The 19,460-nt window shown below is 63.9% G+C and carries 19 protein-coding genes and 1 tRNA gene; 15 read left to right on the top strand and 5 right to left on the bottom strand.

Features of this window, described 5'->3' with window-relative positions:
- The first annotated feature begins 260 nt into the window (after positions 1 to 260).
- Complete coding sequence (locus tag KUF59_RS02200) at positions 261 to 1,475, top strand: EAL domain-containing response regulator (RefSeq protein WP_212456135.1); 1,215 nt, start codon at positions 261 to 263, stop codon at positions 1,473 to 1,475.
- Positions 1,476 to 1,614: 139 nt separating this feature from the next.
- On the opposite strand, the gene KUF59_RS02195 is transcribed toward KUF59_RS02200, so the two are convergent.
- Complete coding sequence (locus KUF59_RS02195; RefSeq protein WP_212456136.1) at positions 1,615 to 3,186, bottom strand: alkaline phosphatase family protein; 1,572 nt, start codon at positions 3,184 to 3,186, stop codon at positions 1,615 to 1,617.
- A gap of 354 nt (positions 3,187 to 3,540) precedes the next feature.
- Here KUF59_RS02195 and KUF59_RS02190 point away from each other — a divergent pair, with 354 nt between their 5' ends.
- The 7 genes from KUF59_RS02190 to soxA are packed head-to-tail and all read left to right on the top strand — an operon-like array spanning position 3,541 to position 9,540.
- A complete protein-coding gene (locus KUF59_RS02190; protein WP_212456137.1) occupies positions 3,541 to 3,990 on the top strand; it encodes a (2Fe-2S)-binding protein in 450 nt (149 codons plus the stop codon).
- 10 nt (positions 3,991 to 4,000) lie between these two features.
- Positions 4,001 to 6,184: a xanthine dehydrogenase family protein molybdopterin-binding subunit gene (locus KUF59_RS02185; RefSeq protein WP_212456138.1), complete on the top strand. Its 2,184-nt coding sequence runs from the start codon at positions 4,001 to 4,003 to the stop codon at positions 6,182 to 6,184.
- A gap of 57 nt (positions 6,185 to 6,241) precedes the next feature.
- Positions 6,242 to 7,513 (top strand): FCSD flavin-binding domain-containing protein, encoded by a 1,272-nt coding sequence (locus tag KUF59_RS02180; protein ID WP_212456139.1) that lies wholly within the window; start codon positions 6,242 to 6,244, stop codon positions 7,511 to 7,513.
- Complete coding sequence (gene soxX, locus KUF59_RS02175) at positions 7,506 to 7,958, top strand: sulfur oxidation c-type cytochrome SoxX (protein ID WP_249140062.1); 453 nt, start codon at positions 7,506 to 7,508, stop codon at positions 7,956 to 7,958. Before KUF59_RS02180 ends, soxX begins: the two co-directional genes overlap by 8 nt.
- Before the next feature lie 9 nt (positions 7,959 to 7,967).
- Positions 7,968 to 8,447, top strand: a complete 480-nt coding sequence (locus KUF59_RS02170; RefSeq protein WP_212456140.1) for a SoxY-related AACIE arm protein — start codon at positions 7,968 to 7,970, stop codon at positions 8,445 to 8,447.
- A complete protein-coding gene (gene soxZ, locus KUF59_RS02165) occupies positions 8,447 to 8,767 on the top strand; it encodes a thiosulfate oxidation carrier complex protein SoxZ (RefSeq protein WP_212456141.1) in 321 nt (106 codons plus the stop codon). The genes KUF59_RS02170 and soxZ overlap by 1 nt, the downstream gene beginning before the upstream one ends.
- Complete coding sequence (gene soxA, locus KUF59_RS02160) at positions 8,764 to 9,540, top strand: sulfur oxidation c-type cytochrome SoxA (RefSeq protein WP_212456142.1); 777 nt, start codon at positions 8,764 to 8,766, stop codon at positions 9,538 to 9,540. Before soxZ ends, soxA begins: the two co-directional genes overlap by 4 nt.
- Before the next feature lie 21 nt (positions 9,541 to 9,561).
- On the opposite strand, the gene KUF59_RS02155 is transcribed toward soxA, so the two are convergent.
- Positions 9,562 to 9,651: transfer RNA gene (locus tag KUF59_RS02155), tRNA-Ser, on the bottom strand.
- Positions 9,652 to 9,770: 119 nt separating this feature from the next.
- On the opposite strand from KUF59_RS02155, the gene KUF59_RS02150 reads away from it, so the two are divergent.
- A complete protein-coding gene (locus KUF59_RS02150) occupies positions 9,771 to 10,634 on the top strand; it encodes an alpha/beta fold hydrolase (RefSeq protein WP_212456143.1) in 864 nt (287 codons plus the stop codon).
- A gap of 168 nt (positions 10,635 to 10,802) precedes the next feature.
- Here KUF59_RS02150 and KUF59_RS02145 read toward each other — a convergent pair whose 3' ends face one another.
- The gene (locus tag KUF59_RS02145; RefSeq protein ID WP_212456144.1) at positions 10,803 to 11,939 is read right to left on the bottom strand and encodes an ROK family protein; all 1,137 of its coding nucleotides are present in this window, start codon (positions 11,937 to 11,939) and stop codon (positions 10,803 to 10,805) included.
- A 343-nt stretch (positions 11,940 to 12,282) separates the two neighbouring features.
- Here KUF59_RS02145 and rplU point away from each other — a divergent pair, with 343 nt between their 5' ends.
- The 3 genes from rplU (at position 12,283) to KUF59_RS02130 (ending at position 13,775) form a co-directional block, all read left to right on the top strand.
- Positions 12,283 to 12,669, top strand: coding sequence for a 50S ribosomal protein L21 (gene rplU / locus KUF59_RS02140; protein WP_212456145.1), 387 nt, complete (start codon positions 12,283 to 12,285; stop codon positions 12,667 to 12,669).
- Positions 12,670 to 12,771: 102 nt separating this feature from the next.
- Positions 12,772 to 13,041, top strand: a complete 270-nt coding sequence (gene rpmA / locus KUF59_RS02135) for a 50S ribosomal protein L27 (RefSeq protein ID WP_212456146.1) — start codon at positions 12,772 to 12,774, stop codon at positions 13,039 to 13,041.
- Between the two features lie 140 nt (positions 13,042 to 13,181).
- Entirely contained in the window at positions 13,182 to 13,775 is a 594-nt protein-coding gene (locus tag KUF59_RS02130; protein WP_212456147.1) for a GNAT family N-acetyltransferase, read from the top strand.
- Positions 13,776 to 13,951: 176 nt separating this feature from the next.
- Here KUF59_RS02130 and KUF59_RS02125 read toward each other — a convergent pair whose 3' ends face one another.
- A complete protein-coding gene (locus tag KUF59_RS02125; RefSeq protein ID WP_212456148.1) occupies positions 13,952 to 14,869 on the bottom strand; it encodes a DMT family transporter in 918 nt (305 codons plus the stop codon).
- Between the two features lie 117 nt (positions 14,870 to 14,986).
- Between KUF59_RS02125 and KUF59_RS02120 the strand changes: the two genes are divergently transcribed.
- The 3 genes from KUF59_RS02120 to KUF59_RS02110 all read left to right on the top strand — a co-directional run bounded on the left by KUF59_RS02120 (position 14,987) and on the right by KUF59_RS02110 (position 18,309).
- Positions 14,987 to 15,466 carry a MaoC family dehydratase gene (locus KUF59_RS02120; RefSeq protein WP_258768112.1) on the top strand — a complete coding sequence of 160 codons (480 nt, stop codon included), beginning with the start codon at positions 14,987 to 14,989 and terminating at the stop codon, positions 15,464 to 15,466.
- A 97-nt stretch (positions 15,467 to 15,563) separates the two neighbouring features.
- On the top strand, positions 15,564 to 16,604 hold the full coding sequence (gene obgE / locus KUF59_RS02115) for a GTPase ObgE (RefSeq protein ID WP_212456150.1): 1,041 nt from the start codon (positions 15,564 to 15,566) through the stop codon (positions 16,602 to 16,604).
- Positions 16,605 to 16,674: 70 nt separating this feature from the next.
- Complete coding sequence (locus KUF59_RS02110) at positions 16,675 to 18,309, top strand: alkaline phosphatase family protein (protein WP_258768111.1); 1,635 nt, start codon at positions 16,675 to 16,677, stop codon at positions 18,307 to 18,309.
- Between the two features lie 136 nt (positions 18,310 to 18,445).
- On the opposite strand, the gene KUF59_RS02105 is transcribed toward KUF59_RS02110, so the two are convergent.
- Positions 18,446 to 19,414: a Bug family tripartite tricarboxylate transporter substrate binding protein gene (locus KUF59_RS02105; RefSeq protein ID WP_309500915.1), complete on the bottom strand. Its 969-nt coding sequence runs from the start codon at positions 19,412 to 19,414 to the stop codon at positions 18,446 to 18,448.
- Between the last annotated feature and the right edge of the window lie 46 nt (positions 19,415 to 19,460).

The raw sequence follows: 19,460 nt of genomic DNA, 5'->3' as shown, positions 1-19,460 counted from the left end.
GGCGCTGCGTGCGGCGCCGCCCGATCGCTTGGACGCCTCGACTTCATCGGCGCCCGCTGACCACCGGTTATGTCGTTAGGTTTCCACGCAGTCGGCGCGGCAATGGTCAATTGCAAAAACTTCTTCAAAAACATTCGTACAATTTTACACGTGATGCGCGCTTTAACGTTACTCGGATAATTCAACAATCATCTCAAGCTCTCCATATTTGAAGCCTCGCTCGCCGTTATCAGACCGTCACAGAACGGGAGTGGTGTACGATGGAAGATGGGCTGGGCGAACTCGTCGAGCGGAAGGTTGCGACCTTTGGGCGGAGAAAGGTCACGCCGCGCGCCTGCATAGTCGATAGCAAGCGGCACTTGCGCGCTTTCCTCTGTGAGGTGCTGGAGGATCTCGGCTTCGTCACCAGCGAATGCGGCCATGTCGATGAGCTCACCGGTGTGCTCGCCACCGAGCTGCCGGACCTTGTCCTGCTCGGCATCGCCGTCGACGGACTGGAGCCCGGCAGAATCCTCGAAACGCTGGTCCGCGCGCAGTTCGGCGGCAAGGTTCTTTCCGTCGGCGCCCCCGAGTCGATCGTCCTGAAGGCCGTGCAGCAAGTCGGCGCGGAATATGGCCTCGACATGCTGCTGCCTCTGACCACGCCATTCGCGGCCGAGACGCTGCGCGACCGGGTCGCGGTGCTGCTGCCGGACGAGCCGGCGCCAAGTCCCGCCGTGCATGTCGGCGAGGCCCTGCATGCCGGCTGGCTCGAGCTCTGGTACCAGCCGAAGATCAACGCGCGCACACTCGTTCGCTACGGTGCCGAGGCTCTGGTGCGGATGCGGCACCCGACCTGGGGCGTGGTGCCGCCGGCCTATTTCATCCCCGACGCGGACGATCCGCATTTTCGCGCCTTGTCCGAGTTCGTGATCGAGCGGGCCCTCGCCGACTGGCACTATCTGCTGGAACGGCAAAACGCGACCGACCTCTCGATCAACCTTCCCGCGTCATTCCTGCGGGACCCGCAAGCCGTGCGCGATCTCTGCCGGCGCATGCCGACACACCCGGCGTTCCGCGGGCTCACGATCGAAATCGGCAGTGACGAGGTGATCGAGGAGATCGCGCCTTTGAACGAGATCGCGCGCGAGGTGCGCTTTCACAATATCGGCGTTGCGATCGACAATGTCGGCACCAATTGGCCGGCACTCATGGGCATCGACAAATTCGCGTTCGTCAAGCTCAAGGCCGACCGTCAGTTCGTCACCGGCAACGGCAACGACCGTCTCAAGCGCACGGTGTGCCGCCACATCGTCGAACTCGCCCGGGAATACGGCGTGCCCGCGCTCGCCGAAGGCATCGAGAGCCGCGCCGACCTGATCGCCGCCAACGAGATCGGCTTCGACCTCGTGCAGGGCTATCTGTTCGGCAAGCCGGCGCCGCTGAAGAAGTTCGCACGGAGTTCGCTGACGCGGACCGTGATGGGAGGGGCGTGAGGGCACGCCGCGCTACGCGCGACGTGCCGCGACCGACGCTCTAAGCCCCCGTTCCGATGGAATCGGAACGGGGCCTTAGAATTCTTGTTTAGATGCGTTTTCTGGACGCGAACCGGTATCCACTTCGCTTGAAAACGCTTTAGCGCCCGCCTCGCCGCTTGCGTGCCTTGAGCTTCTTCGCCGTCTTCCGGACGGGCTTTTTCGCCGGTGCCTTCGCAGCGCGCGGGGCTTTGGACTGCGATCGCTTGCGCGGCGCGCTCTGCCGTTGCTCCGCCTTGCGCAGGCGCTCGTCCCGGTCTCTCACGGCGGCGATATATTCCAGCACCGACAAATGAGCCTCGCCCACGGCGGCATCGGACACGGAGGCGGGAGCGGACAGGACGCGGTGGGCCTTCGCCATCCTCGCTTCGAATTGCGAGGCGATGACCGGCGGAACATGCAGGCGCTGGGCGGTGTGCCAATCGATGTCGGCGACGATCTGCGCGGTGCCCAGCACGTTGCCGCCCGGCGCCACCTCCTCCCGGACGACCTCCTTGGCGGTGGGAACAGGCCGGCGAAGCGCCTTCGCCGCGACCTTCGGCAAGGTCAGCGAGACGCCTCTCGGTTTTGCGAGCAGCGCCGCATTCCAGTCCGGCGAGGCTTCGTCACGGTTGGTCAGCTTGCCACCGAGCGAAAACGTCGATCGCAGGGCGCGAACGACCGAGGAATGATCGAACCTCGCATTGCTGCCGAAGATGGTCGAGCCCAGGCCCGCCGGAAGCCACGGTGAGATCAGCACCGCCGGCACGCGCACGCCAAAACCGTTGAATGCGCAATTGCGCGGATTGCCGGCCCTGTCGTGGTTCAGCGGCTTGTCGCCGGGCGGTGTCGCCGCCGGTGGCGCTGCGTGATCGAAGAAGCCGCCATGCTCGTCCCATGTGACGAGCATGGCGCTGCTCGCGCCGACCTTCTGGCCGAAGATGGCGTCATGCATCTTCTTGATCAGGATCTCGCCAAGGCTGATCGTGCCAGTGGGATGCTGCGAGTTGCCGTTCCTGAACGAGGGCAGGCCGTAGCTCGGCTCGATGAAGGTGTAGCCGGCAACGTCGCCGCTCGCGACATCGGCGGCAAAATTCTTGAAGTGCCGGAAGAAGCGCGGGTCGTTCCGGTTGTCGACCATTCCCTTCAGCGCCAGCACCTGGGGAAAGTCGAAGTCGAAACTGCCATGGTGATGATAGACGCGCCACGACACGCCCTTTGCCGCAAGCCGGTCGAACACATGACCGTTCTCGAACTGCAGCGCGTAGCCGGGATTGGTCACGGCGCGCACGACGTCCAGCGTGCCCATGCTGTTGTCGAGCCCTCCGGACGAGGCGGCGTGAACGAACAGCCGGTTTGGCCAGGTCGGGCCCGGCATCGAGGAGTACCAATTGTCGAAATAGAGGTTGTTGGCCGCGAGTTCCAGCAGGACCGGAAGCGAGCCTGCGTCGAATCCCTTCATCGTGTCGGGTCCGCCGCTTGCCGCAAAGCCGTCCATCGCGCCGGAATCGATCTGAGCCGCGACGTCGTCGAACTCATGCGGCGGATCGCTGTCCAACTGATCCACGGCACCGGATTGAAAATGGAAGTTCGACGGCGGCGGGTTGACGCCAGGCAACCCGGAAAAGGCCAGCATGTGGTCGAAAGACCGGTTCTCCAGCATGAGGACGAAAACGTGCTCGATCTTCGCCATGGCTTCCCACCCCCTGAAAAAGGCGGCCCCGCATGAAACGACCTGAAAAGAAGCGACTGCCGCGAACAAAAATTCTCGACGACCGGGCATCGCCCGATCCAATGGGCGCGATGGTTCCACAACCAAAGATAGAGTCAAGGCAGGACGTGGGGATTTCCCATAACAGCCAGGTTCGCATCGCCCACCACCGCTGCCCGCCGCCATCTCGATGTGGCGACGCTCGCTTCTATTCCCCGCAGTAGCCAAACGTTGCCGCAACCCCGGCATTCGTTTTCTTGATTTGAGCGATTCCAGTTTCGAGTCCAACATCGTGGCGAAGTCCGATCGGTGGATCGGACGAATCAGGGGACCGCGATGGCAAGCCTCACTATCAATGGCAAGACGATCAATGTGGACGTTGAAGACGACACGCCGCTGCTTTGGGCTATCAGGGAGAATGTGGGACTGACAGGGACGAAATACGGTTGCGGCATTGCACAATGCGGCGCCTGCACCGTGCACGTGGATGGCGTCGCGATGCGCTCCTGCGGCGTTACGGTCGCCGAGGCCGCCGGCAAGCAGATCACCACGATCGAAGGCCTCGGGGCCAATGGCGCCCTGCACAAGGTGCAGCTCGCCTGGATCGCCAGCGATGTCCCGCAATGTGGCTATTGCCAGAGCGGCATGATCATGGCGGTAGCGGCGCTCTTGCAAGAGAAGCCGAAGCCGACCGACGACGACATCAACGAAGCCATCACCAATATCTGCCGTTGCGGCACCTTCCAGCAGGTGCGCGAGGCGATCCATGCTGCCGCGAGCGCGTGAGGAGGCAGCCATGAATCAGCACATCATGCCGAAGCTCAATCGCCGCTCGTTCGTGATCGGCGCGGCCACGGCCGGCGCCGGCCTCGCACTCGGCCTCGACCTTCCCTTCGGCCCGACAGTGGTGCGCGCGGCCGACGGTTCGCCTGAAGTCAACGCCTGGGTCGTGATCCGGCCCGACGACACCGTGGTGATCCGCATCGCCCGTTCCGAGATGGGCCAGGGCTCGCTCACCGGCCTCGCCCAACTCGTCGCCGAGGAGCTCGAATGCGACTGGTCGAAGGTGACGACCGAGTATCCGACCCCCGGCCAGAGCGTCGCCCGCAAGCGCGTCTGGGGCGACTTCTCGACCGGCGGCAGCCGCGGCATCCGTTCCTCGCACGACTATGTCCGCAAGGGCGGCGCCACCGCGCGCATGATGCTGATCCAGGCGGCGGCCAACGAATGGAAGGTGCCGGCGTCCGAATGCACGGCATCCAACAGCGTCATCACCCACACGCCGTCGGGCAAGACCACGACCTACGGCAAGGTGGTGGAAGCGGCCGCGAAGCTCGAACCGCCGGCCGACGTCAAGCTGAAGGATCCAAAAGACTGGAAGATCGCAGGCAAGGGCTTGAAGCGGCTCGACACCGCCGACAAGACCACCGGCGCGATGATCTACGGCATCGACGTCAAGCTCCCGGGCATGCTGAACGCGGCGATCAAGGATTGCCCGGTATTCGGCGGCAAGCTGAAAAGCTATGACGAAGCCAAGATCGCCGGCATGAAGGGCGTCAAGAAGGTGGTGAAAGTCGGCGAGAGCGCGGTCGCCGTCGTCGCCGATACCTGGTGGCACGCCAAGACGGCGCTAGATGCGCTGCCTATCGTCTGGGACGAAGGCGACAACGCAAAAGTCTCCAGCGAGACGATCGCAAAGTGGCTGGCGGAGGGGCTCGACGATGCGCAGCCGGCCTATGTCGGCAACAAGAACGGCGATGCCAAGGCGGCCATCGCCGGCGCGGCGAAGAAGGTGGAGGCCATCTACAGCTATCCCTACCAGAACCACGCCACGATGGAGCCGATGAATGCCACCGTGCTCTACACGCCGGACAAATGCGAGGTGTGGTGCGGCACGCAGAATGGCGAAGCCGCCTTCGCAGCAGCGCTGGAGGCTTCCGGCTTGCCAGCGGAGAAAGTCGACGTGCACAAGCAGATGCTCGGCGGGGGTTTCGGTCGTCGCGGCATGACCGACTATGTGCGCCAGGCGGTCGCGGTCGCCAAGCAGATGCCGGGCACGCCCGTGAAGCTATTGTGGTCGCGTGAAGAAGATATGCTGCACGGCAAATATCATCCGATCACGCAATGCAAGCTGACCGGCGCGTTCGATGCCGACAACAATCTGGTCGCGCTGCACTACCGGCTGTCAGGACAATCCATCCTGTTCTCGGTCCGCCCCGAAGCGCTGCAGAACGGCATGGATCCGGCCGCATTCCAGGGCGTCGCCCAAACGGGCGAAGCCGCGATCGGCTATTCGGTGCCCCACCTGCTGGTCGAGCATTCCATGCGCAATCCGCACGTCCCGCCCGGCTTCTGGCGCGGCGTCAACGTCAACCACAACGCGATCTACATGGAATGCTTCATGGACGAGCTGGCCAAGGCCGCAGGCCAGGACCCGCTCGAATTCCGCCGCAAGCTGATGGGCAAGCATCCGAAGCACCTGGCCGTGCTCAACGCCGTGGCCGAGAAAATCGGCTGGGACAAGCCGGCACCGAAAGGCATCTACCGCGGCATTGCGCAGGTGATGGGCTATGGAAGCTACGTCGCGGGTGCGGCCGAAATCTCGGTGAGCGAAGGCAGCAAGATCAAGGTGCATCGCATCGTCGCGTCCACCGATCCCGGCTACGTCGTCAATCCGGCGCAGGTGGAACGGCAGATCGCAGGCTCCTTCGTCTACGGCCTGAGCGCCCTGTTCTATGGCGGCTGCACCGTGAAGGACGGCCGCATCGAGCAGACCAACTTCGACACCTACAACTCGATGCGTATCAACGAGATGCCGAAGGTCGAGTCGGTGATGGTGCCGAGCGGCGGGTTCTGGGGCGGCGTCGGCGAGCCGACCATCGGCGTCGCAGCGCCGGCGGTGCTCAACGCCTACTTCGCGGCGACGGGCAAGCGGGTCCGCTCATTCCCGCTGCGCGACCAGAACATCACCTTCGCCTGACACTGACGCGCGGCGGCCCCTCGCGGCCGCCGCGCTCGTCCTTTCGGATCATCGCGCATGGCCGTCACGCATCGTCCGACGCGGCGAGATGTCGCCCGCGGAGCCGCCGCCCTTGCGGCGGCCGCGCTGGCATGCCCGTCCTTCGCGCAAGGGAGCGCGCGCGTCGCCGTGATCGGCGGCGGATTTGGCGGCGCGGCCTGCGCGCGTGCGCTGCGCCGGCTCGATTCAAGACTGCAGGTGACGCTGATCGTGCCGGGCCCGACATTCGTGGCCTGCCCGTTCAGCAATGAAGTGATCGCGGGCCTGCGCCAATTGTCCGAGCAGACCTTTACCTACGACAGGATCGCGGCAGACGGCGTCACGGTCGTCGCACAGGCCGCCGTGAAGGTGGATGCGCAAGCGCGCACGATCCGCCTCGCCGACGGCCGCACGCTCGCCTATGACCGCCTGGTACTCGCGCCCGGCATCGAGATACGCTTCGATGCGCTGCCGGGTTACGACGAACCCGCGTCAGCAAAAATGCCGCACGCCTGGACGGCCGGCGAGCAGACGGTGGTGTTGCGGCGGCAGATCGAGGCCATGGACGATGGCGGCGTCGTCGCGATCGTGGTCCCGGCCGCGCCCCTGCGCTGTCCGCCCGCGCCCTATGAGCGCGCCAGCCTGATCGCGCACTACCTGAAAGCGCGGAAGCCGCGCTCAAAAATCCTGATTCTCGACGCCAAGGACAGCTATTCGCAGCAAAAGCTGTTCGAGCGCGCCTGGCAGGAGCTCTATCCCGGCATGATCGAGCGCATCGCGCTGTCGCAGGGCGGGCGCGTCACGTCGGTCAATCCCGCGACCAACGAGATCGTCACCGATTTCGGCAACTACACCGCACAGGTCGCCAACGTGATTCCGCCGCAGCGCGCCGGTCGTATCGCCGAGATCGTCGGCGCCGCCGACCACACCGGCTGGTGCCCGATCGATCCCGTCACCTTTGCGTCAAAAATCGCGCCCAACATCCATGTCATCGGCGATGCCGCCATCGCCGGCGGTATCCCGAAATCGGCGTCCGCCGCGAGCGCACAAGGCAAGGCCTGCGCGGCGGCGATCGTCAACGCCTTCACAGGCAAGCCGGCGGACATGCCGCGGCTCAACGGCGCCTGCTACAACACGGTGGCGCCGAGCTACGCGTTTTCGCTGAAGGGCATCTATCAGCCCAAGGAAGATCAGTACGCCGAGGTCGAAGCAACCACGAGCCCCGTCGACGCATCGCGCGAGGTGCGCCAACGCGAGGCGGAACAGGCGCTGGACTGGTTCAAAGCCATAACGGTGGACACGTTTGGCTAGGGCATCGACCATAGCGCTCGTCGCAATCGCCTGGCTTGCAGCACCACGGCCCGCCGAGGCCGAGGAGAGCCTGCACTCCTACGCGATCGTCGGTGACGCGATCCCGGAACCGCTGACGGGAGCCAATGGCGACGCGGCGCATGGACGCGCGCTGGTGGTCGAACGCGCCTCGACGTGCATCCTCTGTCACGGCGGGCCGTTCCCCGAGCAGAAGTTCCAGGGCGATCTTGCGCCAAATCTGTCCGGCAGCGGCAACCGCTGGTCGGAAGGACAGTTGAGGTTGCGGCTGGTGGATGCATCGCGTCTCAATGCCGCGACGATCATGCCGTCGTACTACCGCGTGGACGGATTCGACCGTGTCGGTAATGCCTGGCGCGGCAAGCCGATCCTGTCGGCGGAACAGATCGAAGACATCGTGGCGTATCTGGTGACGCTGCGTGACTAGGACAGCAGAATGACGAACTTTCACCCACCCACGCGCCGAACGTTTTTGGGCCTCGCCGGCGGCGCGGCCGCGCTGGTGACAGCGCCCGTTGTCACAGTGCGCCCGGCCGATGCGACGCCGGCCATGCTGTCAGCGGCGATCCGCAACGTCGTCGGTGAAGCCAATGTGCGAACCGGTAGGGTGAGGCTCGACATTCCGCCGCTGGTCGAGAACGGCAACACGGTGCCGATGACGGTAAGCGTCACCAGCCCGATGACGGCGAACGACTATGTGAAGAGCATCCACGTCTTCAACGAGAAGAACCCGCAGCCAAACATCGGCAACTTCCATCTCGGGCCGCGGGCCGGCCGCGCGCAGGTGTCGACCCGCATCCGCCTCGCCGACAGCCAGAAGGTGGTCGCGATCGCGCGGCTATCCGACGACACGTTCTGGTCGGCCACCGTCGACATCGTCGTGACGCTCGCCGCCTGCACCGAGGAGGTGATCTGATGCCCGCCGCCCTCATCAACGTGCCGGCGAAGGCCAAACGCGGTGATGTGATCGAGATCAAGACGCTGATGTCGCACATCATGGAAACAGGCTATCGCCACACCGCGTCCGGCGAGGTGGTGCCGCGCAACATCATCACGAGCTTTGCCTGCCGCTACAATGGCGCCGAGATCTTTCGTGCCGATCTCTATCCGGCAATATCAGCCAATCCGTTCATCACGTTCTTCACGACGGCGACCGAAAGCGGCAAGTTCGAGTTCGAATGGATCGGTGACAACGGCTTTTCCGAGACCGCCTCGGCGTCGATCGTCGTCGAATGAGATTTTTGGGCATCATCGCGATCGCTGCGCTGGCAACGGCTCAAGCGGTGGTCGCCGGCGAAATCCCGCAAGCCGAGCGCCGCTCCAGCTACAGTTTCATGGCTCCTGACACCAAGGCGATCCAGGACGACGACACATCCAATCCCGGCATGCTCTGGGTCCTCGACGGCGAAGCGTTGTGGACTCGCAAGGACGGCATTGCCGCCAAGGCCTGTGCCGATTGCCATCAGGACGCGCGCACGAGCATGAAGGGTGTTGCCGCGCGTTATCCGGCCTTCGACAAGACGCTCGGCCGCCTGGTCGACCTGGAGCAGCGGATCAATCTGTGCCGGGCCAATCATCAGCAGGCGAGCCCGCTCGCCTATGAGAGCCGCGACCTGCTCGCGCTCACCGCCTTCGTTGCGCGGCAGTCGCGCGAGATGCCGATCGAGACCGGCGGCGATCCGCAACTCGCACAATTCATCGCCAGCGGGCGCGATCTCTTTATGCGACGGCAGGGCCAGCTCAATCTCGCCTGCACGAATTGCCACGATGACAACTGGGACAAGCGCCTCGCGGGATCCGCAATCACGCAGGCCCACCCGACCGGCTATCCCCTCTACCGCCTGGAATGGCAGACGCTCGGATCATTGCAGCGCCGCCTGCGAAGCTGCATGACCGGCATCCGCGCACAGCCTTACGACTACGGCGCCCCTGAGATGGTCGAGCTCGAGCTCTATCTGATGTCACGCGCACGCGGCATGAAGGTGGAGGCACCCGGCGTGAGGCCGTAGGATTCTTGGCTCAAGGCGATATGGCGGAGAGGGAGGGATTCGAACCCCCGATAGGCTTGCACCTATGCCGCATTTCGAGTGCGGTGCATTCAACCACTCTGCCACCTCTCCTTGAGGGCCAAATCGGGGGCAGAGCCCCTGTGGTCGGGGTGTCTTCTAGGCGAGGATGGCGGGCCAGACAAGGCGGCTGGGGCGAAATTCCGCCACCTCTTTGCGGCATGGGAACAGAGATGGAGCATCTCAAGGTCACAGCCAATGGTGCCAGCTTCCATGTGGCCCGCCTGGGCGAGGGCAAGCCGCTGCTTTTGCTGCATGGGTGGCCGGAATTCTGGCTGACCTGGGAGCCGGTGATGACGCGGCTTTCAGGCCGCTTCACGCTGATTGCGCCCGATTTGCGCGGTTTCGGCGCCAGCGACAAGCCTGATGGCCCTTACGGGCCGGACCAGCACGCCACCGACATGGTGGCCCTGATGGATGCGCTGGGGATCGCGCGATTCGGTGTCGTCGGCCATGATGTCGGCGGCGCCGTGATGCAGCCCCTCGCCCGCCGTGTGCCGGAGCGGCTCGCCGGGCTGTTCTTCTTCGATTTCGTCTATCCCGGCATCGGCCCGCGCATGGCGGCGCCCGACCGGCTCAACCACATCTGGTACCAGTCGTTCCACCAGATGGAGATGGCCCCAAAGCTCGTCGGCACGACGCGCGAAAACTGCCGGCTCTATATCGCGCATTTCCTCAAGACCTGGTCGCATCGCAAGGACGCCTTCGACGATGTGCTCGATGCCTTCGCCGATAATTTCTTTGAGGATGGCAATCTTGCGGGCGGCTTTGCGCATTATCGCGCGGCCCATGCGGCGCGCGTCGCCATGATGAAGGGGGAAGCGCCAATATCACCGCCGATCGCGGTGCCGACCTGCGTGCGCTGGGCCGAGCACGATCCGCTGTTTCCCTATGCCTGGACTGATCGTATCAGCGAAACCTTCACCGATCTCGATCTCGCAATGTTCAGCGGCGTCGGACACTTCCCCCATCGCGAGGATCCGGAGCGCGCGGCAGAGGAGATTGCGGGATTTTTTCAACGGCAGGGTTGGGGTTAAACCCCAGGGGTGGGACCGCCAGACGCGGTAAACACCGGCGGTCCCGTGCCGCTCATTGAAATCTGGTCGGGAAGGGCGGCTTCGCCGGCCAGGTGAGACGACGGATCGACCGTAGCGAGTGGCTCGTGCGCCGCAACGCAATCCCCGCCTTAACCTAACCGGTCAAGGTTACTGCTTGTCGTTGTCCTTTGTTTCCTTGGCTTTCTTCTTGCCGTTCTCCGTAGAGTCCCGGTCCTTGCCGTTCTCCTTGCGGCGATTGGTAAATCGCGCATTCCCGAGGCCGGTGCCGATGGTGAGCACGCCCCAGCGCTCGACGTCCTGCATGAACGGCACTTCCGACAGGCCCTGCACCACGCCGTCATTGTGCATGAGGATCGCGGTGTCGTGCTCGCCGATGACAGGAATGCCCTCGATCAGGCTCGCCGGCAGGTTGAACTTGCTACTCTCCCAATTGCCGGGCAGGTTTTGCGCGCCTTTCTCGATCGAGCCGTCGGCGTTGATCACGCCGGGGCAGGCGATGCCGATGAAGGGCGCGAGCTTGAAACCCTCGTTCTCCGCTTGCGTGATCAGTGCCTTCAGCATCTTGGTGAGCCGCTTCACCGCACCTTCGCGCGTCGGCTTGTCGTCGGCGTGACGCCACAACTCGGACTTCCACACCGCAGCTTTCGACAGGTCTTTTGCCTTCTTCCAGCGCGTTTCCACCACGCCGCAGCGGATATTGGTGCCGCCGATATCGACGGCGAGGATGCTGTCATGGGCCTCAAAGATCCAGGATGGCGCGAGATGCAGCGTGCCGATCAGGCCGGCCTCATCGGGATGCGCGCGGATCGGCACCATGTCGATCCCAGATTTCTCGGACTTCAGGATGATGTCGGCCCGCGCGATCGCGAGCTCGCCGAGCCTGGAATCTCGAAAGCCGCCGCCGACCACGATGCGCTCGGTCTTGGCCCAGGCCTTGGTCTTCAGAAAACGGCGCGTCACATAGGCCAGCTCCTGCGCGAACTCCTCGATCGCGCTGTGCACCACGGCGGAGGCCTCGGTGTCGTCGCCGACCAGCATGTCGTCCAACACCTTCTTGCTGATCTTCTCGGAGGGCTCGTCGCCGAACGGATCCTCCCCGGTCTTGCGCAGTGGCTTGCGCCAATGGTCCAGGATTTCCCGGAACGCGCCCTTGCTGGCGCGGTCGCCGAGAAAACCGTCTTCGTCCTTGATCTCAATGTTGAAACTGTCGACATCCACCGACGGCAGCCGCACCGCGCCGTGCTGGGCGATGCCTGTCGTCGCGACCAATTCGTCTGTTGCCATCGGAGCCCATGCCCGCTTTACGTGTTCGGCGGGGACAACGGCGCGGGAACCCGATGGTTGCAGATGCGGGCAACTTTCGAAAACAACCCCATGCACAGTAGAAAGCCGGCCAAATTCCTCGGTTTTGGAGCCTTTTCGGCCGGTTTTCCTTGACTCGGGGCCGTGAGCGGCTATAAGTCCGGCCGATCCGGCGCGGGGCGTTCTCGCGCTGCTTGCTTTTGCGTGGATTTTCAATGGGATAAACCCCATCCGCGCAAGGATCGTAAACCCATAGCGACTGACAAAAAGCCGACCCGGACGTAACTGTCCGCAAGGTCGGGATTGAACACGAAGGAAAAAAACGATGTTCGCAGTCATCAAAACCGGCGGCAAGCAATACCGCGTCGCTCCGGATGATGTTCTCGAAGTAGGCAAGATCGCCGGCGAAGTCGGCACGATCGTGCAGTTGAATGAAGTCCTGGTGGTCGGCGGCGACACGCCGGTCCTGGGCGTTCCGACGGTCGCAGGTGCGTCCGTTGCGGTCGAGGTGCTCGACCACAAGCGCGGGCCGAAGGTCATCGCGTTCAAGAAGCGCCGCCGCAAGAACTCGCGCCGCAAGCGCGGCTATCGCGATGAGATCACGGTTCTGCGCGTCACCGAGATCCTGACGGACAACTCCAAGCCCACCAAGGGCCCGCGTCCGAAGAAGGAGAAGGTGGCCAAGGAAGCTTCCAAGGAAGCCGCCGAATAACGAGATTTGATCACGCCAATTCACGAATTGATGCGTGAGAAATTGTGAAATGATTCCGTCAAGGAATTGATCTAGAGATACGCAGGATTTCGGAGACGAGCCATGGCTCACAAAAAAGCAGGCGGTTCATCGCGCAACGGTCGCGATTCAAAGGGCAAGCGCCTTGGCATCAAGGTGTTCGGCGGGGAGCGCGTGATTCCCGGCAACATCATTGCGCGTCAGCGCGGCACTACCTGGCATCCCGGCCTTAATGTCGGCATGGGCACCGATCACACCCTGTTCGCCAAGATCGAGGGTCGCGTCGCGTTCCAAGCCAAAGCCAACGGCCGCACATTCGTATCGGTACTTCCGATCGCAGAGGCGGCTGAATAGACGGTGGATCAAATTTGGAGTCCGCCGGGTCCTGACCAAACCGGCGGAGTCCTTAAGATCAAAAGATCGAAGGCTCCAGGGGAGGCGGGAAACCGGCCTCCCCTTTTCGTTTTGACTTGATGAAGTTGACGGAGCCGGACATGTTGCAGGACTTTTCGAGCACGACCTTGCGCGAGGCGAGACCGAGCGTGGTTGCCACGGAGCGGCTGACGCTGCGCCGCCCCACACTTGCCGACGTCAAGGCCATCTCGCAGCTCGCCAACGATCTCCGCATCGCCCAGAACACCCGCCGCCTGCCGCATCCCTATCTCCAGGAGCATGCGGTCGAGTTCATCCGCGCCACGGCCGAGCTCGGGAGCGAGAGCGTGTTCCTGATCGAGCACGACGAGACGGCGGTCGGCATGGTCGGCATCGATCGCTCGAGGCCCGACAATGCCGAGCTCGGCTACTGGCTCGGCGTCGAGCATTGGGGCCGCGGCTACGGCACCGAGGCCGCGCGTGGTGCGATCGACTTCTTCTTCGAGGAATTCGAGGAGGATCACCTCTATGCCGGCGCGCGCGTCACCAACCCGGCCTCGCGCAACGTGCTGGAAAAGTGCGGCTTCCAGTGGAGCGGTGTCGAGCTGCACCGCTTCGAGGCGCTGGGATCGTCAACCCCGGTCGACAGCTTTCGCCTGTCGCGCGGCGTCTGGTCCTCGCTGAAGAGCTGGAGCAGCGCACGACGGGTGCGGTAGCGAGCGATGCACCCTCCCCTGGAGGGGGAGGGTCGGCATGCGATCGAGCGAAGCGAGATTGCGTGACGGGGTGGGGTGATCTCTCCACTCGGGCAGTGTTCGATGCGGAGAAACCGTCACCCCACCCCGCTCGCGCTTCGCGCGATCGACCCTCCCCCTCCAGGGGAGGGTAAGAGCTAAACCGGCGGGCTCACCTGCGTATCCTCCTGGCGGCCGAGATCACGCTCGCGCAGATAGATGTAGAGGCCGGCGCCGATGATGATCGCGGCGCCGATGATGGTTGCCATCGACGGCACGTCGCCGAACACGACGAAGCCAAAAATCACCGCCCAGACGATCATCGAATATTGATAGGGCACGACGACGCTTGCCGGCGCGAGCTTGAGCGAGCGGTTGACGCAGAACAGCGCCGCGACCGAGGTGAGTCCCGCCAGCGCGAACAGCACGAGACTGCCGCCGGTCGGCGGCACCCAGTGGAACACAGAGAGCCCGAGGCCGAGCAGGAACGTGCCGCAAAACTGCGACGACGCCATCACGATGTCGGGCGTCTCGCGCAGGGAGCGCGTGATCAGCATCAGCAGCGCGAACGACAGGCTGCCGCCGAGCGCGATCAGCGCCGGCAGGCTGACGGTTTGTGCCGAGGGGCGCAGCGCGATCAGCACGCCGCAAAAACCGATCAGGATCGCGGTCCAGCGCCGCCAGCCGACATGCTCGCCGAGCAGAAGCGCCGACAAGGCGGTGACGAAGATCGGCCCCGCGAGATAATAGGTGATGACGTCGGCGAGCGGCAGATAGACGGTCGCAAGGAAGAAGGCCGCGACCTCCAGCGTCGACAGCGTCACGCGCAGAAGCTGCAGCCAGGGCCGTTCGAGGCGGGTGAATTCATGGCGCTGCCGCCAGATGATCGGCGACAGCAGGAGCAGCGCCGCGATCGCGCGCAGGAACAGGAGCTGCCCGACCGAATAGGTCGCCACCATGAACTTGCCCATGGCGTCGCCGAACGAGAACATGAAGATCGACAGCAGCATCAGGGCGATGCCGGCCAACCGTGCGGAGCGTTCGTCGTAGGCTGAGAGTTTCTTGAAGAGAGGCATTGGCGCCGTTTTAACGGCCTCGCAGGCTGGGACAAGCCCGGCCACAACGAATTGAACGGATTGTCGCACCCTTCGCAGCGCGGTACCGATAGGTGTTGCCATCGCGAGACGAAAGCCATGACCGAGTTCGATCCGACCCAGCACCGCATGGTCCCCGAGCAACGCTGGTTCGAGGATTTCGTCCTCGGCGAGCGTTTTGTGCTGCCGAGCCGCACCCAGACCGCGGCGATATTCGCTGCGTTCCAGACCGCGAGCGGCGATACCCATCCGGTGCACTACGACGTCGAATATTGCCGCGCCCGCGGCATGCCGCATCTGCTCGCCCACGGTTTTCAGACCCTGATCCACACTGCGCCAGGCGCGGGCCTGTTTCCCTTCATGGTCGAGGACTCGCTGGTCGGCTTTCTCGAGCAGTCGAGCCGGTTCCTCAAACCGGTGTACGCGGATGACACGATCTATCCGGCGCTCGAGGTGATCGAGCTGGTAGCAGGCCGCACCACCGGCACGGTGACGCTGAAGAGCACGATCTACAACCAGCGCAAGGAGCTGGTGCTAGACGGGATGCAGAAGTTCTTGATCCGGCGGCGGCCGACCTGATCCGCGGGTTAAGCAAGGGCCAAAAATCGCGCAAATTCGGCGTTTTCCCGGACAAGTTCGGGTTGCCGCGGGTCCCTCCCTGCCCTACCTATGGCCCATGAAATTCCTCGACGAGGCAAAGGTCTATATCCGCTCCGGTGACGGCGGGAACGGCTGCGTGGCGTTCCGCCGCGAAAAGTTCATTGAATTCGGCGGTCCCTCCGGCGGCAATGGCGGCCGCGGCGGCAATGTCGTGATCGAGGTCGCCGACGGCCTCAACACGCTGATCGACTACCGCTACCAGCAGCATTTCAAGGCCCAGAAGGGCGAGAACGGCATGGGCTCGGACCGCCATGGTGCGAACGGCAAGAACATCGTGCTGAAGGTGCCGATGGGCACGCAGATTTTTGACGAGGATCGCGAGACGCTGATCCACGACTTCACCAAGGTCGGCGAAAAGTTCGTGCTCGCCGAAGGCGGCAATGGCGGTTTCGGCAACGCGCATTTCAAGTCGTCGACCAACCGCGCGCCGCGCAACGCCAATCCCGGCCAGCCCGGCGAAGAGCGCTGGATCTGGCTGCGGCTGAAACTGATCGCGGATGCCGGCCTCGTGGGCATGCCGAATGCCGGCAAATCCACCTTCCTCTCCAAGGTCAGCGCGGCGCGGCCAAAAATCGCCGACTACCCTTTCACCACGCTGCATCCACAGCTCGGTGTCGTGAACGCCGACGGCCGCGAATTCGTGCTCGCGGATATTCCAGGACTGATCGAAGGCGCGCATGAAGGCACCGGCCTCGGCGATCGCTTCCTCGGCCATGTCGAGCGCTGCCGCGTGCTGCTGCATCTCATCGACGCAACCTGCGAGCATGCCGGCAAGGCCTACAAGACGGTGCGCCACGAGCTCGACGCCTATGGCGGGCAGCTCACCGACAAGATCGAGATCGTGGCGCTGAACAAGATCGACGCGGTCGAGCCGGACGAGTTGAAGAAGCAGAAGGATCGCCTGAAGCGCGCCGCCAAGAAGACGCCGCTCCTGATGTCAGGCGTCACCGGCCAAGGCGTCAAGGAAGCGCTGCGCGCGCTCGCCGACATCATCGGCGAAAGCCCGGTGTCCGCCAAGGCCAAGAGCGCGGCGGAAGCGGAGCCCTGGGCGAACTGATCGCCGCCCGCTTGTCTTCGCCTGCGCGATAGCGCAGCATCGCACAATCAAGAAAATGCAGGGGCGAAGCATGGCGCGCGCGAAAAACGTTCTCTGGATCATGTGCGACCAGCTTCGCTATGATTATCTCGGTTGCACCGGCCATCCCACGCTGAAGACGCCCAACATCGACGCCATGGCCAAGCGTGGCGTGTTGTTCAGCAATGCCTATGTGCAATCGCCGATCTGCGGACCGTCGCGGATGTCGTTCTACACCGGGCGCTACATGCGCTCGCACGGCTCGCACTGGAACGGCTGGCCGCTGCGCGTCGGTGAGCCCACGCTCGGCGATCACCTGAAGAAGATCGGCGTCCGCAACGTGCTGGTCGGCAAGACCCATATGGCGCCCGACCTCGAAGGCATGAAGGCGCTCGGCATCCCGCCGGAGTCAGTCATCGGCGTGCACGTCGCCGAATGCGGTTTCGAGCCCTATGAGCGCGATGACGGGCTGCACCCGACCGGACGGCCGCGTCCGAAATATGACGAGTATCTGCGCAAGCAGGGGTTTGAGGCATCGAACCCGTGGGAGCATTGGGCCAATTCCGGCGCCGACGACGACGGAAGCTTGCAGAACGGCTGGCTGCTGGTTCACGCCGACAAGGCCGCGCGCGTTCCGGAAGAGCATTCCGAAACGCCCTACATGACGCGGCGCGCGATGGACTTCATCACCGAGGCCGAGGGCGACGGCAGGCCGTGGTGCCTGCACCTCTCCTACATCAAGCCGCACTGGCCCTATATCGCGCCAAAACCCTACGACAGCATGTACACGACATCAGACATGCTGCCCGCGATCCGCTCCGAGCGCGAGCGGCAGAACCCACATCCGGTGTTCGGCGCCTACATGGACATGCGCTATTCCCGCAACATGGCGCGCGACGATGCCCGCGACAAGGTGATCCCGACCTATATGGGCCTGATCACGCAGATCGACGACCAGATGGGCGTGCTGATGAAATTTCTGGAGGAGCGCGGCCTGTTGGAAACCACCATGATCGTGTTCACCTCCGATCACGGCGACTATCTCGGCGATCACTGGATGGGCGAGAAGGACCTGTTCCACGAGCAGTCCGCAAAGATCCCGCTGATCGTCCTCGACCCCTCGCAGGAGGCCGATGCGACGCGTGGCACCACATGCGATGCGCTGGTCGAAGGCATCGATCTCGCGCCGACCTTCGTCGACTTCTTTGGCGGCAAGGTGCCCGCGCACATTCTCGAAGGACGTTCGCTGCTGCCGCTGCTGCGCGGTGAAAAGCCCACCGACTGGCGCAAGGTGGTGTTCTCCGAATACGACTACGCCATGCAGGATGTGCGGCTGAAGCTGAACCAACCGATCGAGCGCTGCCGCCTGTTCATGGTGTATGACGGCCGCTGGAAATACATCCACGCCTCCGGCTTCCGCCCGATGCTGTACGATCTCGAAACCGATCCGGAAGAATATGTCGACCGCGGCGACGACCCCGATTGCGCCGACGTGATCGCGCGGCTGCAGGCCGCCCTGTTCGACTGGGCGCTGCATCCGAGCGGCCACATCACCACGTCAAACGAGAAGATCGCGGCCTATGCCGACAACCAGCTCCAGGTGAAGGGCGGCATCTTGATCGGCATCTGGGACGAGAAAGAGCTCACCGACATCCGCGACGGCATCGCGCAGCGCGCGAAGCTGTAGGTAAGGGAGCGCAACTCTCTCAACTCGTCATGCCCGGGCTTGACCCGGGCATCCACGCCTCACCTCAATCGCGGAAGCCCGTGGATGGCCGGGTCAAGCCCGGCCATGACGGCGGAGCAAGGTGCGTATTACTCGGCTAATTCTCGATCTTGTAACCCGTCGCCTTCACGATCGGCTGCCAGAGGGCGATGTCGGCGGCGAGTTGCTTGGACAAGCCTTCCGCCGTGCTGCCGACCGGGATCAATCCGATCGCCGTCAGCTTCTCCTGCACCTCGGGTTTTGCCAGCGTCGCGACTGCAGCGGCGCTGAGCTTTGCGGCAAAATCCGGCGGGCTGCCGGCGGGAAGCCACATGCCGTACCAGCCGTCCGCCACGAGATCGATGCCGCTCTCCTTGAACGTCGCCACCTCGGGCACGAATGGCGAGCGCTCTGCGCTCGAGACCGCGAGAATCCTCACACCCTTGGCGCGGTGCTGCGGAACGGCATCGGCCAGCGTGGTGATGCCGAAGGGAATATGACCGCCGATCAGATCAGTGATGATCGGCGCAGTGCCGCGATACGGCACGCGCGTGAGGGGAATGCCGAGATCCTTCTCCAGCTTCGAGCCGGTGAAATGCGGAATGGTGCCGTTGCTCGGCACGCCGAACGACGTCTTGTCCGGATGCGCCTTCAGCCAGGCGACGAAGCTCTTGAAGTCCGTCACCTGGATCGATGGGCTCACCACGAGCGCGAATTCGAAGCGCGCCAGCTGCGACACCGGAACGAAGTCCTTCGCCGTGTCGAAACTCGGCGTCGTCTCCACCATCGGCAGCAGATACATGGTGGGACCCGTCGTCACCAGAATGGTGGCGCCATCCGGGTTGGCGCCCTTCACCGCCTTGATGCCGATCAGACCGTCGCCGCCGGTGCGGTTCTCCACGATCACGGTGCGCTCGAGCTGTGACGCCAGATGCGGCGCCACCAGCCGACATAGCGTGTCGCCGCCGGCACCCGCCGAGAATGGGAAGATGATTTTGGTCAGCGGGCCGGACTGGGCCTGCGCGCCGCCGGCCTGCGCCAGCCATGGCAGCGAGAGGCCTCCGGCGATGAAGCTGCGGCGATCCACGTGCATCCTCCCTGTTATTGATCTCCGAGCCATAGACTGGCCCGGC

Source organism: Bradyrhizobium arachidis (assembly GCF_024758505.1).
Taxonomy (GTDB): domain Bacteria; phylum Pseudomonadota; class Alphaproteobacteria; order Rhizobiales; family Xanthobacteraceae; genus Bradyrhizobium; species Bradyrhizobium manausense_C.
Note: the sequence above shows the minus strand (reverse complement) of the source record. Positions and strands in the feature narration are given on the sequence as shown.

Bases quoted from the DNA above. Each gene is read 5' to 3' on its own strand.
- KUF59_RS02200 (WP_212456135.1), top strand. From the start codon at position 261: ATGGAAGATGGGCTGGGCGAACTCGTCGAGCGGAAGGTTGCGACCTTT.
- KUF59_RS02195 (WP_212456136.1), bottom strand. From the start codon at position 3,186: ATGGCGAAGATCGAGCACGTTTTCGTCCTCATGCTGGAGAACCGGTCT.
- KUF59_RS02190 (WP_212456137.1), top strand. From the start codon at position 3,541: ATGGCAAGCCTCACTATCAATGGCAAGACGATCAATGTGGACGTTGAA.
- KUF59_RS02185 (WP_212456138.1), top strand. From the start codon at position 4,001: ATGAATCAGCACATCATGCCGAAGCTCAATCGCCGCTCGTTCGTGATC.
- KUF59_RS02180 (WP_212456139.1), top strand. From the start codon at position 6,242: ATGGCCGTCACGCATCGTCCGACGCGGCGAGATGTCGCCCGCGGAGCC.
- KUF59_RS02170 (WP_212456140.1), top strand. From the start codon at position 7,968: ATGACGAACTTTCACCCACCCACGCGCCGAACGTTTTTGGGCCTCGCC.
- soxZ (WP_212456141.1), top strand. From the start codon at position 8,447: ATGCCCGCCGCCCTCATCAACGTGCCGGCGAAGGCCAAACGCGGTGAT.
- soxA (WP_212456142.1), top strand. From the start codon at position 8,764: ATGAGATTTTTGGGCATCATCGCGATCGCTGCGCTGGCAACGGCTCAA.
- KUF59_RS02150 (WP_212456143.1), top strand. From the start codon at position 9,771: ATGGAGCATCTCAAGGTCACAGCCAATGGTGCCAGCTTCCATGTGGCC.
- KUF59_RS02145 (WP_212456144.1), bottom strand. From the start codon at position 11,939: ATGGCAACAGACGAATTGGTCGCGACGACAGGCATCGCCCAGCACGGC.
- rplU (WP_212456145.1), top strand. From the start codon at position 12,283: ATGTTCGCAGTCATCAAAACCGGCGGCAAGCAATACCGCGTCGCTCCG.
- rpmA (WP_212456146.1), top strand. From the start codon at position 12,772: ATGGCTCACAAAAAAGCAGGCGGTTCATCGCGCAACGGTCGCGATTCA.
- KUF59_RS02130 (WP_212456147.1), top strand. From the start codon at position 13,182: ATGTTGCAGGACTTTTCGAGCACGACCTTGCGCGAGGCGAGACCGAGC.
- KUF59_RS02125 (WP_212456148.1), bottom strand. From the start codon at position 14,869: ATGCCTCTCTTCAAGAAACTCTCAGCCTACGACGAACGCTCCGCACGG.
- KUF59_RS02120 (WP_258768112.1), top strand. From the start codon at position 14,987: ATGACCGAGTTCGATCCGACCCAGCACCGCATGGTCCCCGAGCAACGC.
- obgE (WP_212456150.1), top strand. From the start codon at position 15,564: ATGAAATTCCTCGACGAGGCAAAGGTCTATATCCGCTCCGGTGACGGC.
- KUF59_RS02110 (WP_258768111.1), top strand. From the start codon at position 16,675: ATGGCGCGCGCGAAAAACGTTCTCTGGATCATGTGCGACCAGCTTCGC.